This is a genomic window from Paenibacillus pectinilyticus (genome assembly GCF_001700435.1).
GTDB lineage: Bacteria > Bacillota > Bacilli > Paenibacillales > NBRC-103111 > Paenibacillus_E > Paenibacillus_E pectinilyticus.
The window spans coordinates 211,265-224,616 of the sequence record NZ_LYPC01000010.1; the positions used below are offsets into that span (position 1 = coordinate 211,265).

Here is a 13,352-nt window from a genome sequence, read left to right on the forward strand (position 1 = left end):
TCCTCCCTACCGATTGAGATTCCTGATTACTCTCGGAGTTACTATGTAAATGCCTCACGATAGCACAGAGAGCCAAAATCATGATTTCGGCTCTGTTTTTACTTCGTCGTATGAGGCGAACGGAGCCAATATCAGAAGTTTCTTCGCAAGAAATTTCGGTGTGTAGCTCATATCGCTGCGAAGCCAAGAGGTAATTGCACCAATGAAGGCAGATGCGCTATACCAGAGAAGAATGTCTGCTGGAACCCCAAACTCCGAATCGATCGGGTTTGCACTTTGATTCCCGATTTTTTCGGTGATATCTTCAAGCATTACATTTATAAAATGCTTGGTAAATACAGGTATTTGATTTGAGGCAAGCAACACCGTATAAAACTTTGAATTTTCTGCAAGATGTTCGAGTAACTTAACCAGTCTATAGCCTCTTGAATGAGTGAATTCTGGAATTTCCGCTTTTAAGATGTTCTTAATATTTTTGGACATTTCTTCCGCCATCTTGTCGATCATATCAGGAATATCCCGGTAGTGAAGATAAAAGGTAACACGATTGATTGTCGCGCGTTCCGCGAGTTTATACACGGTAATTTTCTCGAGTTCTATCTCCTGAAGTAAATCGATGAAAGCATTCTCAATTAATTGGCGTGTGCGAATGATACGTAAATCCAAACGTTGTGATTTCTCTGTCATGTATTTCATGCCTTTCATTGAAGTCCACACTCCCCGTTCACCAACATATAGCCGATCGTCAACCCTTATGCTGTAGACTATATTTTTAATGCCAATTACGACAGCAGGTTTGAACCAGCTACCAGCAAGATTGAACGCTCATGGTACGGCATCACCAATCCTATCAAGCAGGTGGCTGGTGGGATCCGTACCGCTCTACTCGTCACAGTAATGACAACCAGTACCAAGTCACATCTTCAGGACATGGTCGCTTCTGGCGTCTCGGGCACGCAGGAGCATATCATTATGGGAGTCATCCTTTCAGGGAATTAATGATGCGTACCTTGTCATTGTTTGACTTGGAATCATAGGTTTGCTATTGTCCTTCTTTATTAAACGTAGGGGGCATGCCGAGGAAGCAGAAACCGGAAATGTGTGAACATAAAAGAAGGAGAGGTTAGGGGAGCCTAACTTGCCAAAATACAAGCCGCGTAACAAAATGAGCCTAATTGTAAACATCAAACAGCCCCCACCATGTATTCATGGTAAGGGCTGTCGTATACTTTGCGATGTCCACAATACCAAAATCCAGTTACATGAAAAAAGGTATCATAACGGTGATAGTGAAAATGCTGTGTTACTATTTGTTATTTGCCTTTGCCCATTCATCCAGTTGTTTCTGCTTCTCTGCGATGACTTTGTCGATTCCCGCGGCTTTTAAACGAGATTGGAATTCAGGCAATTTCCCTTCAGGATCAATCGTCCCTGTTTCCAGTCCCATCTTATACTGATTGATAACATTATTTATTGCGGTGATTTCCGTGCTTACAGGACTTGAATCGTAAGTGAAGCCGAGCGCCTTTGACTTGATCGCGCTCTTGTTATATTGATCCACCGCTGTCCACAAGTCCGGGTTATCTCCCTCGAACGTGTAGCTTAAGAACTCATTGCCCATCATATAGTTCCAATTCGGATAATAACCGTTGTTTGTTGCATTAACGCCTTCTGGGAATGTAATCACATTCTCGGATTTTTTGATGTAATGTTTCCCTTCAATTCCCCAGCTTAACAAATTCATAAATGCCTTGTCCGTATAGAGCAAATTTAAAAACTGCATTACTTTTGCTTTGTCTTGTGAGTTATGAGAGATTGATAACATCACAGAGGTTGCTGTAGCGGTTGTCGCAACAGGTTGCACGACCGGAACCGTGATCATTTCGGTACCTGTTTTCCGACTATCCGAGGCCGCCCCCCCAGGAGTGGAGACACGGAAATTGCCGAACGCTCTTCCCGATTTGATTAAATCCGAGAAAGCAATCTGGTTGGTCGCGGCATCAGGAAGGATATAACCTGCCTTGTACCACTTATGGATTAACGTCAATAACTCCTTATATTTGGCTGATTCGTATAAGTTGGTTACTTTTAATTGATCGTAATCCATCATCACGCCGATTTTATCCCCAAGCGGATCGAAATCTTGCATGCCATCCGCTATACTGACGCCGGCTGCCAACGGCACAGCTGGCGAGATCGCTGGCTGGTTAGTTTTGATGACTTCAAACGCTTTTTCGAGGTCACTCGATTTTTTAATCGATGCGACGTCTATTTTGTACTTATCCACCAAATCTTTGCGCATTGCAAAGCTTTGTCCTTGCACCAAATCGTGGATAGTCGGAATGGCATAAGTTACGCCTTTCACTTTGGTCGCATTCATATAATCTTGGCCCACTTTACTCAAGATGTCCTGACCGGATTGCTTTATGAGATCATCCAGTGGCGCAAACCAGCCATTTGCTGCCTGAGTGGTATACCCAAACGTACCGAGTGTAACCATGAGATCCAATTTTTCTCCAGAACTTGCCTTTAGACTCAACTGTTGTAAATAGTTACTAAAAGGGATGATTTGAATTTTCAATGTAGCGTTGATCTTTTTTTCCTTGAGCACCTTGTTTGCCTCGCCTAGGACAAGACCAAGATCCTTCTGCTCAGTACCTGGGATCGCCATCACAATTTCATACGGTTCTGATGAAGCAGTCGAAGAAGCAGTACTGGTACTCGGGCTTGCACTATTCGAATTCACCTCATTGTTACCGCTATTGTTGGAACATGCTGAGAGCATTAACGCTAGTGCTGTTACCACGGTAATGTTCAATTTCTTGCTTTTCTGAAATGACTGCATGTTTATCGACCACCCTTATGGAATATGATGTTGCTAACTAGATATTATCTGATTCCTTAACGAGCCTCTATCAGTATCCCGACTAAAGTGTTAACACTTTTTAGACTTTCTTGTTCAGGATTGCTGCCTGAACTCATTTGGGTTCAAGCCTGTTAGTTTCTTAAACATCCTGGCGAAATGGGAGAAATGAGAATACCCGACGGAATTTGCTATATCTGCAACGGATAGATCTGACTTTAGAAGAAGCTTCTTTGCCATCTCGATTCGCTCTTGAAGCAAATACTCCATAATAGAGAATCCTATCTCCTTCTTGAATAATCGCGCCAGATAATCCGGGTTCAAGAAAGCATGCTTCGCAATTTCTTCCCTGGACAAGTCGCTTTGATCCAAATGTGCCGCGATAAATTTCTTTACATTTTCAATCACATTATCTGAATGCTGCCCTGCCGATTCTCTGCTTTGCAACTTATTAACCGTGTGCTCCACCCATCGCATTAAATCAGCCATAGATTTCGTCGCATGATGTGACAATTCCATGGATTCGGAGTCGCTGAACAACTCATGCGCAAGCATGCCCTTAGAAAGCAGCACGAAATAGACGGTCTGTACAAAGTTTTGATGAAATTGCAGTAACAGCTGAGCATTAACCTCTGTTCGGGTGATCTGTCCATCAAGATAGCTTCTAATTTCCCTAAGAACCTGCTCATTCTTTCCATTTTTCAACAAAACTGCCCACACACTCATATCAGGCATAGCAACATCCATTTTCGGCAAGGCCGACGATCCCGTTAGCAAAAATACGGTGTTATCGTATACGACATTGTTACTTTCAAAGTCTCGAAGCTGCGACACTACCGTCACCATCTCCTCGACTTTAACTAGATTACCGATATAACATGACAAATCACAAAAGAAGAATTGATGACAGCTATCAACGTACTTCTGACAGTTATGAATAAGCTGCTCATTAATAACACTCTCCTCAGGTTCCTGCTCGAAAGCTAGGATGAGAAGCAGGCATCCCCTATCCATGGTAATGATTGGGCCTGAGAGGTACATGGATGATATAAGTTCCAACCCAGAATTTTTAAGGGCATATTCCATGATTTTCTCATCACGTACGGATAACATCTTGTGCCAGCGCCGTATACTGATAACAATGGGTAAAAACAGCATGTTTGGTGAAAAGGGGACATTTCGCTCCTCCACCGCCTTTCGAATAGCGTCTGGAGTGGAAGCTATTCTTTGCTGCATCAATTCGGTCCAGAAATGCTCAATAATAGAGGGATGGTTAGCACTCCATAGCCGCTCTAGATTGTTCGTCTTATGCGTATCGCTTAGTTTTGCTTTAGCTTTCTCAATAGCATCCTCCAGTTCTTCGTCCGGAACCGGCTTCAATAAATATTCGAGGCTCCCAAGTTGGATCGCCTTCTTCGCATATCGAAAGTCCGCATGGCTGGTCAGAAATATGGTTTGTAATTCTGGGTAGTGAACATTTGACCACTCCAACAACTCTAGTCCTGATCCCTGCGGCATCTCGATATCACAAAGCATAATATCAATCGACAGACTTTGTAGAACTTCCTTCGCTTGCCTAATATTGTAGGCTGTATACACGTGTGAAATTTTCAATTTCTCCGTATCCAGGTCGGCCATTAATCCTTGTACAACAGGAAGTTCATCATCAACAATTAGCAGATTATACATTGGCTTCCTCCACTCGCTCCAAATCCTTTTCTACTTGCTGCATCGGCAACAACATCATCACCGCGGCTCCATGAGGATCACGATTCGCAAATTCAATTACGGCCGCGTCGCCAAACAACAGACTCAGCCGTCGTTGTACGTTCCAAATTCCTATATGCTCGCCTTGCTCATTGGCAAGCGATTTGTTGGCCTGCAGTTCAGTCAACACCGTTTTATCAAACCCTTTACCGGTGTCCTCAATTTGAATCTTCAAATATGGTTTGCTCAAATATTCCACTATGTCAGCTTGAATGAACAATGAAACTGGATGATCCAGCGTTACGGCATGCTTAACCGTGTTTTCTGCAAAAGTCTGAATGAATAATGGTGGTATCATTTCACTTTTCACATATTCGGGTATTTTACACTCATAATGGAGTTGTCCGGGAAATCGAAGTTCCTGAATCCGGAGATAATTGGTCGTATGCTTTAGTTCATCCTTCAACTGTACAAATGTCATATTGCTGCGGAACATATAGCGAAAATAATGGATAAGGCATTGGGAAAGCTCCTTGATGAGCGCGAAATCCTTCAGTTTAGCCAGATGATAAATAATATTTAGTGAATTCAGAAAAAAATGGGGATTAATCTGTAACTGAAGCCTTTGTAGCTCCTCTTGCTGTTTACTTAGTTTCTCCTCATACACATTCACGGTCAACTCCTGAATCTGCCTCATCATGCTGTTGAACGTCTGAAATACAATCATAAACTCATCCGATACAGAAGATATGGTGTCAATTCGCATATCCAGATTCCCTTCACGAATTCTTTTCATCGCCACCAATAACCGATTGATGGGAATCAACACTAATTTACGGAGGAAGAACAAGCCAAGCGGTATGATGAGTATACTAGCAAGCGGCACTAAGGACGCGAACCACCGGAAATAAGGCAGATTCCCCAGAATTTGTTCGTCAGATACGAGGGCGAACAAGCTAAAATTCCCCTTGCGGGAAGGTTCCCCGACAACCAAAAACTTGGTTTTCCGTCCTGATAGATAATAGCCACCCCGAGATGGATCCAGCCTGATAGTGGAATCCTCCACCAAGTCGCTATTCGTCATAGCCACTCCGTCAGAAGTCGCGAACAAAGAGCCTCCTTGAGATCCGGATCGAATGAAATTCAGCGGTACAGCCAGTGCATCGACCTTTTGCCAAGCACCAAAATAAACATTTTTCGCTTTTAGAATATGAATCACATAGTATTGACCATTAATATCATGAGCTTCCCAATTATTCGATTTAAATCCCTTCAAGTCTGGGGACGATTTAATCATCTGAGTAATATATTGATTAATGCCTTCTGTTTCATTGTAATTCGGTTGTGAAGATTGTACGGAAAGAAAGTCACTTTGGTTAGGAGTGTATGCAAAGAAACCAGCAATGGATGGATAGATAACAAGATCCTCACTGAAGCGATTAAATATCGAGATCTTCGCCCATGAGTAATCTTCCATATTAGCTGCCTGGTTGATGGCGACAAGTTCTTTACTGTTGCTGACCAATCCATTCAGATACATATCAACATTATCTAATTCTGCGTCGACCTGATTCATATATAAGGCAAGCGAGTTTCCATACGAATCGCTAACTTGTTTGCGAACTACATCCACTGCGTACTGACTTCCGAGAATTAGCACGACAATTAAGGGCAACACGAGAATGAATACCCCTACAAACAGTTTCACTTGAAGCGAATTGAAGGATAGCCTTCTCGTTATCCGATGCAATGTTGTCAACCACCCTTTAGATTTCTTTAGTTAGTCATTCTCCCGTGTTCCAAATTAAGTTTGCATAGAATATGGAAAAGACCTCATCGTTGCTACGGCAACGACGAGGCGCTTCAAAAAGGAAGTATGAACTCTCTTAACAGTCTACCCTTTAACTGAACCAGCCACAATTCCTTTCACGAAATACTTTTGAAAGAATGGATAAGCGATCATTAAAGGAATAACCCCAATTACTGCAACCGCCATCTTGACCGTTTCAAGGGGCATTGCTTGTAAGCTTGCATTTGCACCTAAATTACTGCTGGCCAGAAACTGTTGGTCTTCTAATATTCGATTGAGAAGACTCTGAATACCGTACAAGCTGGTATTTGTCAGATAGATTTTTCCGTTCATCCAGTCGTTCCAATATGAGGTTGCCTGCAGAATACCGACTGTCGCCAGAACCGGTGCTGAAAGACGCAAAACGATGGAATAAAAAATACGAAACTCGCTTGCACCGTCAATACTTGCCGATTCAATAATGGCAGGTGGTATCGACGTCCGAAAAAAGGTTCGAATGAGCATGATATTGAACCCATTCATTAGAAGGGACGGGATAATCAACGCCCAAATCGTATTTTTTATATCTAATAATTGCGTATAAACAAGATAGGTTGGGATGAGTCCGCCGTTAAAGATAATCGTAAAGAAAATTAAGAACGACAGCAACTTATTTGCAGGATAATCCTGTCTGGACAATGGATAGGCTAGCATTGCAGATATTAATAAGCCTGATACTGTACCAATTATGGTAACAATCACAGTTATACCATAGGCATGTAAGAAATTACTTCCTCCGCTAAACAAATAGTTGTATGCAGCCAAACTAAATGACTTGGGCCAGAACGAATATCCGCTTCTTAAGATTTCCCCTTCGTCGGAAAATGATGATGAGAGCAGAAGCACAAACGGCGCAAGAACACAGACGATTAAAATACTAAAAATGACATGAGCGGAAATACGCAAACCCTTATTCTCGTTGTTCAAAGTGTCGCCCCCCTAAAACATTGCGTTGTCTTTGCTTACTTTTCTTATAACAAAATTTGCAGTAATAACTAGAACGAATCCAACAATGGATTGATAGAAACCTGCTGCTGCTGACATCCCCATATCTCCAAGTCCAAGTAATCCCCTAAACACATACGTATCGATAACATTCGTTGTATCGTATATCGCGCCGGAGTTCATCGGAACTTGATAGAACAACCCGAAGTCAGAGTAGAAGATTCTCCCTAAATTAATCAGCGTCATCATAATGATCATCGGCACCACGTGGGGAAGCGTAACTTTCAAGATTTGCTGCCATTTCGAAGCGCCATCAAGCCTTGCCGCCTCATAATATTCTTCATCAATCCCCAGAATGGCTGCAAAATAAATGACGATAGAAAAACCGAGCATTTTCCAAAACTGCACTGCGGTTAATATGAAAGGCCAATATTTTTCTTCAAAATAAAACATGATTTTGTCCATGCCAAGCATCGGCAACACCGAATGATTAATGAAACCCGTTTGCATGTTTAGTGCAGCGTAGCCCAAGTAAGCGACAATGACGAACGAAATCAACATTGGCAATAAGAGGATGCTCTGGTAAAAGCGAATCATGAGCTTTTGTCTGACTTCATTTAGCAGTATGGCAAGAAATATGCCTGCTGCTGTATTGAGTATCATCCATCCTCCATTGTACAAAATCGTATTTTTAGTGATGGTAAAGGCATCTGAAGTTGCGAATAAATACTTAAAATTACTAAACCCTGTCCAATCGCTACCCCATATCCCCTTTGTCAAATTCACTTTCTTAAAAGCAATAACCAGCCCGAACATGGGTATATAGTTATTAATAATGAAATATAACATGCCAGGTATAATCATAATTGTTAAGGGTAAGTATTTAAGAAAATTCCCCCTCTTCTTCACTGCTTTGGTCCTCACCGGTGTGTGGATTTCAATTTCCGCCATGTCGATCATCCTTTCGATCCATCTATACATCCATCATAAAGAAATGAAGCGATGGACTCTATCAGTAAACGGACTTATTGAATAGCATTTTTTCGACTTTGGTGTGGGTGATCTAAAACTACAATATATACCAGAAAAAAACTAAGCGACCGCTTCTGGGAAGAATACCGAGAAGCGATCGCTGCTATGAGGTCCTTAAAGTTGCTCTATGTTAAAAAGCATAGATTTAGCGGAACAGGATCTCTTATGATCTCCCATACCCTCTCCAACGAACCTGCTCTTTATCTGTCCATTGAATCATGAAATAATAATTAATTTTGGTTACGACGCTTATTTTTAATTTTCACTATTTCAAAAGCTTCTATTTGATTATTGGTGTCCAACTCTCTAAAAGCATTAATTAACTCTTGTTCTAAGTTACTGAGTTCCGAATTCGATATTGTATTTTCTGATTTTCTTTGACTCTCAGTGTTTAATAACCACTCAAGTGAACACTCAAATGTAGAATATATAGAAACCACAGTTTCTACCGAAGGATTACATTTCCCTGATTCTATATCACTCAAACTCCCCTGTGATACTCCAATTAACTTAGCAAATTCAATTTGATTTAGATCATGTATCTTCCTTAGTCTTTTTACATTTTCTCCGATGAATTTCAATGAAATCCCTCCAAATGGTTACGAATTGTGACAAGAGTCATTACAGAGAATTTCGAGGTTATTTTCCAAAGTTATTTTTCAGCGTTTTTAAAATGATAAGTAAAAATCCAACTTAAAAAAATATAAAAAATCCCGATGTATCCAGGCTTTGAGCCACATCGGGACAGTCTTAGTTGTGACAAATCTACGTTCCAAATCGATGACAAACAATATTACAAACGGTGACAAAGTGAATTACAACTCACAGATGTTGATAACGGAATTTGACCCACTTACAGCATCCGCTGCCTAGCCGCTTCAAAAAGCAAAACCGTAGCCGCCATCGCCACATTCAGCGATTCCGCCTTGCCGCGCATCGGAATAATGACCTGCACGTCCGACTGCGCGGCCACCTCCGGCGACACGCCCTTGGCCTCGTTGCCGAGGATCAACCACGTCGGCTGCCGTAGGTCCGTGTCATAACACGAGCCCTGCGCCTGCAGGCTCGTGGTCACGAGCCTGACGCCGCGCTCACGCGCGCGCGGCAACAGCTCCAATAAATCTGCCTCCACAATCGGCAGATGATACATCGATCCCATCGTCGAGCGGATCGTCTTGGGATTGTACAGATCGACCGTGCCGCGGCCGAGCACAACCGCTTTAGCCCCGACGGCATCCGCACTGCGGATGATCGTGCCGAGGTTGCCCGGGTCCTGGACGCCGTCCAGCACCACGACCAGGTCATGCTCGCCTGCGATCAGCTCGTCCATGCCCAGCTGCGGCCGCGCCACTACGGCCACAACCCCCTGCGGGGTCTGGGCGTCAGAGCATTTGGCAAGTACAGCCTGGCTAACGCCTACCCACTCGACCGTCTCATCTGCAAGTGCAGACAGCTCGGTTGGCAACCCTTTTTCCGCAAGAAAAAGGATGACTTCCACCTGCGCCTCGGCCTTCAAAGCCTCTTCAATCAAATGATAACCTTCAATGATATATTTGCCTTGCTTGTCGCGGCCGCGCCGCTCGAGGAGCTGAGCCCAGTCTTTCACTCTCGTATTTTGAACCGACATAATTTCGATATATGAACTCGTCATGAATGTACCTACTCCGCAAAAGTTACTTCTAAAGTCTGAAGACTCGAATTTTTACCCACAATAACTAAAATATCTTCCTGTTTCAACGCCTCTTCCGCGCTAGGTGGAATAATCATCTTCTCATTCTGTTTAATCGCGATCACATTACAGTCGTATTTGGCGCGCACATCGAGTTGACGCAGGCTTTTGCCAATCATCTGCTTGGACGCTTTCATTTCTACAATGCTGTAATCAGCCGAAAGTTCTATGTAATCAATAATGTTGGATGAAATCAAATGATGCGCCACACGCTGCCCCATATCACGCTCGGGATAGACAACTTTGTCAGCACCAATTTTCTTAAGTACTTTCCCATGAAGATCATTCACAGCTTTAACCACAGTCGTAGCTATGCCCAATTCCTTAAGAATTAATGTAGTCAGAATGCTCGCTTGAATATCTTCCCCAATGGCCACAACCACAACATCAAAATTCCGAATACCCAACGCTCGCATAGCTTCTTCATCGGTAGAATCAGCCTGTACGGCATGCGTTACATAGGTGGAAACTTCTTGTATCGTGTCTTCATTCTGATCAATGGCTAGAACCTCGAACCCTAATTGTGATAGCGTTTTGGCAATGGCAGAGCCGAATCTGCCCATCCCGATGATCGCGAATTGTTTTCTCACCGCTCACGTTCCTCCAAATTCCAAGAATAACTCCCATTATACCACACTTATTAGGGTATTCTAACTCCTGTACAAGGGGCAAGTTGGGGAACAGTGGGAAGGATGAACCCTGCTTCATCTGCACATATTAATAGCGATAATGAAAATGGAAGCGAGGTCCACGAATGAATATCACCCTAAGACAGGCCATCCTCCAGCGAGTAAATAACAAAACAAATGAGGAACTGAAGGAAATTATTGAAGATTCCATTGGTGGAGAAGAGAAGGTTCTGCCTGGACTCGGTGTGCTTTTTGAAATCATTTGGCAGCATAGTGAAGCCAGTACGCAGGATACCCTCGTCGCAACACTGAAAGCTCAGCTCGAGTAACATCGACGGATTAAGATCAGGCCTTGGACCATTCGCATGTTAAAAAATAATTCCCAACAAGCTAGCTGAGGTCTGCTCAGGCATTCCTTGGCTAGATTTTTCCCCATTGCTTCTATAACAACATAGCGGTTTAATCAAAGCCAGTACAATAAGCAATCTGAGCTTGCTTATGACAATAGTGTTCCTGTTACATCACTAATTAAGACCACAGCAAGTGCTTATTACCTTACATAACCTCGCACTCCGGCTAGTTCACAACATTTAAGCACTCGAGCCTTGCTTATGCAATCATTCTTCCATCATTTCAGTCGAATAAGCCCACACGTTTACCCTATTATATAAATTTGCGATTTTGCGGGCGGGAGCATTCGATATTCGTTATTCGTTATCGTTATTCGTTACCGCATTGACGCACGATTAGCATCAACTAGAAGCATGTCACTCGTTCGCATTCGCACCACCGAAAAAATCAAAAAAATCCCCCTCGCAACCTATTGCGAGGAGGATTTTCACCTATAGTACCGTATGTGGAATCATCGCGGCCGGCTTCTCACAGCTGCTCCGCATCACATAATGCTGTCCGCTGTCCGACGCATCATGGAAGCCGTGCATCGCTTCCAGCACGTGATACGCTAGCTCGCCATTCGCACGATGCGCCGAGCTCTCGCCCGTGATTAGCGCCTGCGCCATCGCGGCAACACCTAGACCGCGGCAATTGTCTTTGTAGCCGTGGGATAACGGGATCGGTTCCCAATCGGAACCGCCTTTGCGAATCAACACCGGACCGCCGAATGTATTCGGGTCAGGCACACGCAGCGAGCCATGGCTGCCGTAGATTTCAATGTTCGGCAACTGCGTGCCGCCCATAATATCGAAACTCGTAACGAGCGTAGCAATCGCCCCGCTGTGGAAATCCAACACGCCCGCAATATGCGTTGGCGTATCGACCGTAATCTTTTGTCCGCGTTTCTTCTCGCTGGAAATCGTACGCTCTGGGAAGCTAACCGCTGTTGAACCCGTTACGCGGCGAATTGGGCCCAGTAATGCCACCAATGCTGTTAAATAGTACGGCCCCATATCGAACATCGGTCCGCCGCCTTTGGCATAGTAAAACTCTGGATCTGGATGCCAGTTCTCATGCCCTTTACTCATCATGAATGCAGTAGCCGCAATCGGAGTACCGATCCAGCCATCCTCAATCAGCTTCAAGCAGGTTTGAATACCGCCGCCAAGGAACGTATCCGGCGCACTTCCGATGAGCAGCCCTTTGCGCTTAGCCACCTCAAGAATTTGCAAACCTTCTTCCCGTGTTACCGCCAGCGGCTTCTCCACATAAGCGTGTTTGCCTGCTTCCAGAATCTGAATGCACACCGCCGCATGCACAGCGGGGATCGTCAAATTAATCACGATATCTACTTGAGGATCACCGAGCAATTGTTCCACCGTATACGCATGAGGAATCCCAAACTCCTCAGCACGCGCCTGTGCCCTACTCACATCAATATCAGCACACGCGACCAATTCCAAGTGGTCAAAAGTCGGAATATTTTTCATATAAGCAGCGCTTATATTTCCGCATCCAATGATGCCAACCTTCATCTTACTCATCGCCTGATTTCCCCCTATAGTTAGCGTGTTGCCCAAAGCAATCCGCGTCGCATCAATTCTAATGTTTCTGGCATGCGAACAATATTGGCTTGATGGCCGAGTGAATTATAATACACTTTGCCTGCTCCGTATGTTTTGGTCCAAACAACCGGCATTTCTACATCGCCGAAGTCAGTCACCGCATGTACCTGAATCGCAGGGTCCACATGCATGTAATATTTTTCAGAAACGACGACGAAATCCTCCATGCCTTGAGTCAATGGCTGCTCGCGATCTTTCAACCGCACCGTATATGTAACTCCGTCATTCCCCGGATGCGCCACCCATTGGCCGCCTACCATGTACTGATACTCAACCTCATTTCGAAACGAATCGCCCATTCCGCCATGACACCCAGCAATCCCTGTTCCGCCATCTTTGACTGCATTAAGCAGAGGGGTTAGCTGCTCTTTCTCTATTTTCCCCATCGTCCACACAGGAACAACCAGATCGATATGCGCCAAACGTTCCTCATCACGGAAACTATCGAGCGTATCCGATACCTCAACGCCATAGCCTTCTTCCCGTAATAGGCCTGCAAAAATCCCCGCAACCTCCTCGGGTTGATGACCATCCCAGCCACCCCATACGATCAAAGCTTGCTTTTGACTCATGTTAACCT

The 13,352-nt window shown here is 44.0% G+C and carries 12 protein-coding genes; 1 reads left to right on the plus strand and 11 read right to left on the minus strand.

Going from position 1 to position 13,352, the window contains the following annotated elements; genetic code table 11:
• Positions 1-78 precede the first annotated feature (78 nt).
• The 9 genes from A8709_RS03490 to A8709_RS03530 form a co-directional block, all read right to left on the minus strand.
• Positions 79-705 (minus strand): TetR/AcrR family transcriptional regulator, encoded by a 627-nt coding sequence (locus tag A8709_RS03490; protein WP_244163083.1) that lies wholly within the window; start codon positions 703-705, stop codon positions 79-81.
• A 601-nt stretch (positions 706-1,306) separates the two neighbouring features.
• Positions 1,307-2,845: an ABC transporter substrate-binding protein gene (locus A8709_RS03495; RefSeq protein ID WP_065850805.1), complete on the minus strand. Its 1,539-nt coding sequence runs from the start codon at positions 2,843-2,845 to the stop codon at positions 1,307-1,309.
• Between the two features lie 114 nt (positions 2,846-2,959).
• A complete protein-coding gene (locus A8709_RS03500; protein ID WP_065850806.1) occupies positions 2,960-4,552 on the minus strand; it encodes a helix-turn-helix domain-containing protein in 1,593 nt (530 codons plus the stop codon).
• The gene (locus A8709_RS03505) at positions 4,545-6,320 is read right to left on the minus strand and encodes a sensor histidine kinase (protein WP_065850807.1); all 1,776 of its coding nucleotides are present in this window, start codon (positions 6,318-6,320) and stop codon (positions 4,545-4,547) included. Before A8709_RS03505 ends, A8709_RS03500 begins: the two co-directional genes overlap by 8 nt.
• A 144-nt stretch (positions 6,321-6,464) precedes the next feature.
• Positions 6,465-7,346 (minus strand): carbohydrate ABC transporter permease, encoded by an 882-nt coding sequence (locus A8709_RS03510; protein WP_065850808.1) that lies wholly within the window; start codon positions 7,344-7,346, stop codon positions 6,465-6,467.
• 12 nt (positions 7,347-7,358) lie between these two features.
• On the minus strand, positions 7,359-8,315 hold the full coding sequence (locus A8709_RS03515) for an ABC transporter permease (protein ID WP_084224638.1): 957 nt from the start codon (positions 8,313-8,315) through the stop codon (positions 7,359-7,361).
• A 311-nt stretch (positions 8,316-8,626) separates the two neighbouring features.
• A complete protein-coding gene (locus A8709_RS03520) occupies positions 8,627-8,977 on the minus strand; it encodes a helix-turn-helix domain-containing protein (protein ID WP_065850809.1) in 351 nt (116 codons plus the stop codon).
• Between the two features lie 272 nt (positions 8,978-9,249).
• On the minus strand, positions 9,250-10,047 hold the full coding sequence (locus A8709_RS03525; protein ID WP_065850810.1) for a TrmH family RNA methyltransferase: 798 nt from the start codon (positions 10,045-10,047) through the stop codon (positions 9,250-9,252).
• Positions 10,048-10,055: 8 nt separating this feature from the next.
• A complete protein-coding gene (locus A8709_RS03530; RefSeq protein WP_065850811.1) occupies positions 10,056-10,715 on the minus strand; it encodes a potassium channel family protein in 660 nt (219 codons plus the stop codon).
• Between the two features lie 164 nt (positions 10,716-10,879).
• Between A8709_RS03530 and sspI the strand changes: the two genes are divergently transcribed.
• Positions 10,880-11,083 (plus strand): small acid-soluble spore protein SspI, encoded by a 204-nt coding sequence (sspI, locus tag A8709_RS03535; protein ID WP_065850812.1) that lies wholly within the window; start codon positions 10,880-10,882, stop codon positions 11,081-11,083.
• A 513-nt stretch (positions 11,084-11,596) separates the two neighbouring features.
• On the opposite strand, the gene A8709_RS03540 is transcribed toward sspI, so the two are convergent.
• The gene (locus tag A8709_RS03540; protein ID WP_065850813.1) at positions 11,597-12,691 is read right to left on the minus strand and encodes a Gfo/Idh/MocA family protein; all 1,095 of its coding nucleotides are present in this window, start codon (positions 12,689-12,691) and stop codon (positions 11,597-11,599) included.
• 20 nt (positions 12,692-12,711) lie between these two features.
• Positions 12,712-13,344 carry a ThuA domain-containing protein gene (locus tag A8709_RS03545; protein ID WP_065850814.1) on the minus strand — a complete coding sequence of 211 codons (633 nt, stop codon included), beginning with the start codon at positions 13,342-13,344 and terminating at the stop codon, positions 12,712-12,714.
• Positions 13,345-13,352: the final 8 nt, after the last annotated feature.

Bases quoted from the DNA above. Each gene is read 5' to 3' on its own strand.
- A8709_RS03490 (WP_244163083.1), bottom strand. From the start codon at position 705: ATGAAAGGCATGAAATACATGACAGAGAAATCACAACGTTTGGATTTA.
- A8709_RS03495 (WP_065850805.1), bottom strand. From the start codon at position 2,845: ATGCAGTCATTTCAGAAAAGCAAGAAATTGAACATTACCGTGGTAACA.
- A8709_RS03500 (WP_065850806.1), bottom strand. From the start codon at position 4,552: ATGTATAATCTGCTAATTGTTGATGATGAACTTCCTGTTGTACAAGGA.
- A8709_RS03515 (WP_084224638.1), bottom strand. From the start codon at position 8,315: ATGGCGGAAATTGAAATCCACACACCGGTGAGGACCAAAGCAGTGAAG.
- A8709_RS03525 (WP_065850810.1), bottom strand. From the start codon at position 10,047: ATGACGAGTTCATATATCGAAATTATGTCGGTTCAAAATACGAGAGTG.
- sspI (WP_065850812.1), top strand. From the start codon at position 10,880: ATGAATATCACCCTAAGACAGGCCATCCTCCAGCGAGTAAATAACAAA.
- A8709_RS03540 (WP_065850813.1), bottom strand. From the start codon at position 12,691: ATGAGTAAGATGAAGGTTGGCATCATTGGATGCGGAAATATAAGCGCT.
- A8709_RS03545 (WP_065850814.1), bottom strand. From the start codon at position 13,344: ATGAGTCAAAAGCAAGCTTTGATCGTATGGGGTGGCTGGGATGGTCAT.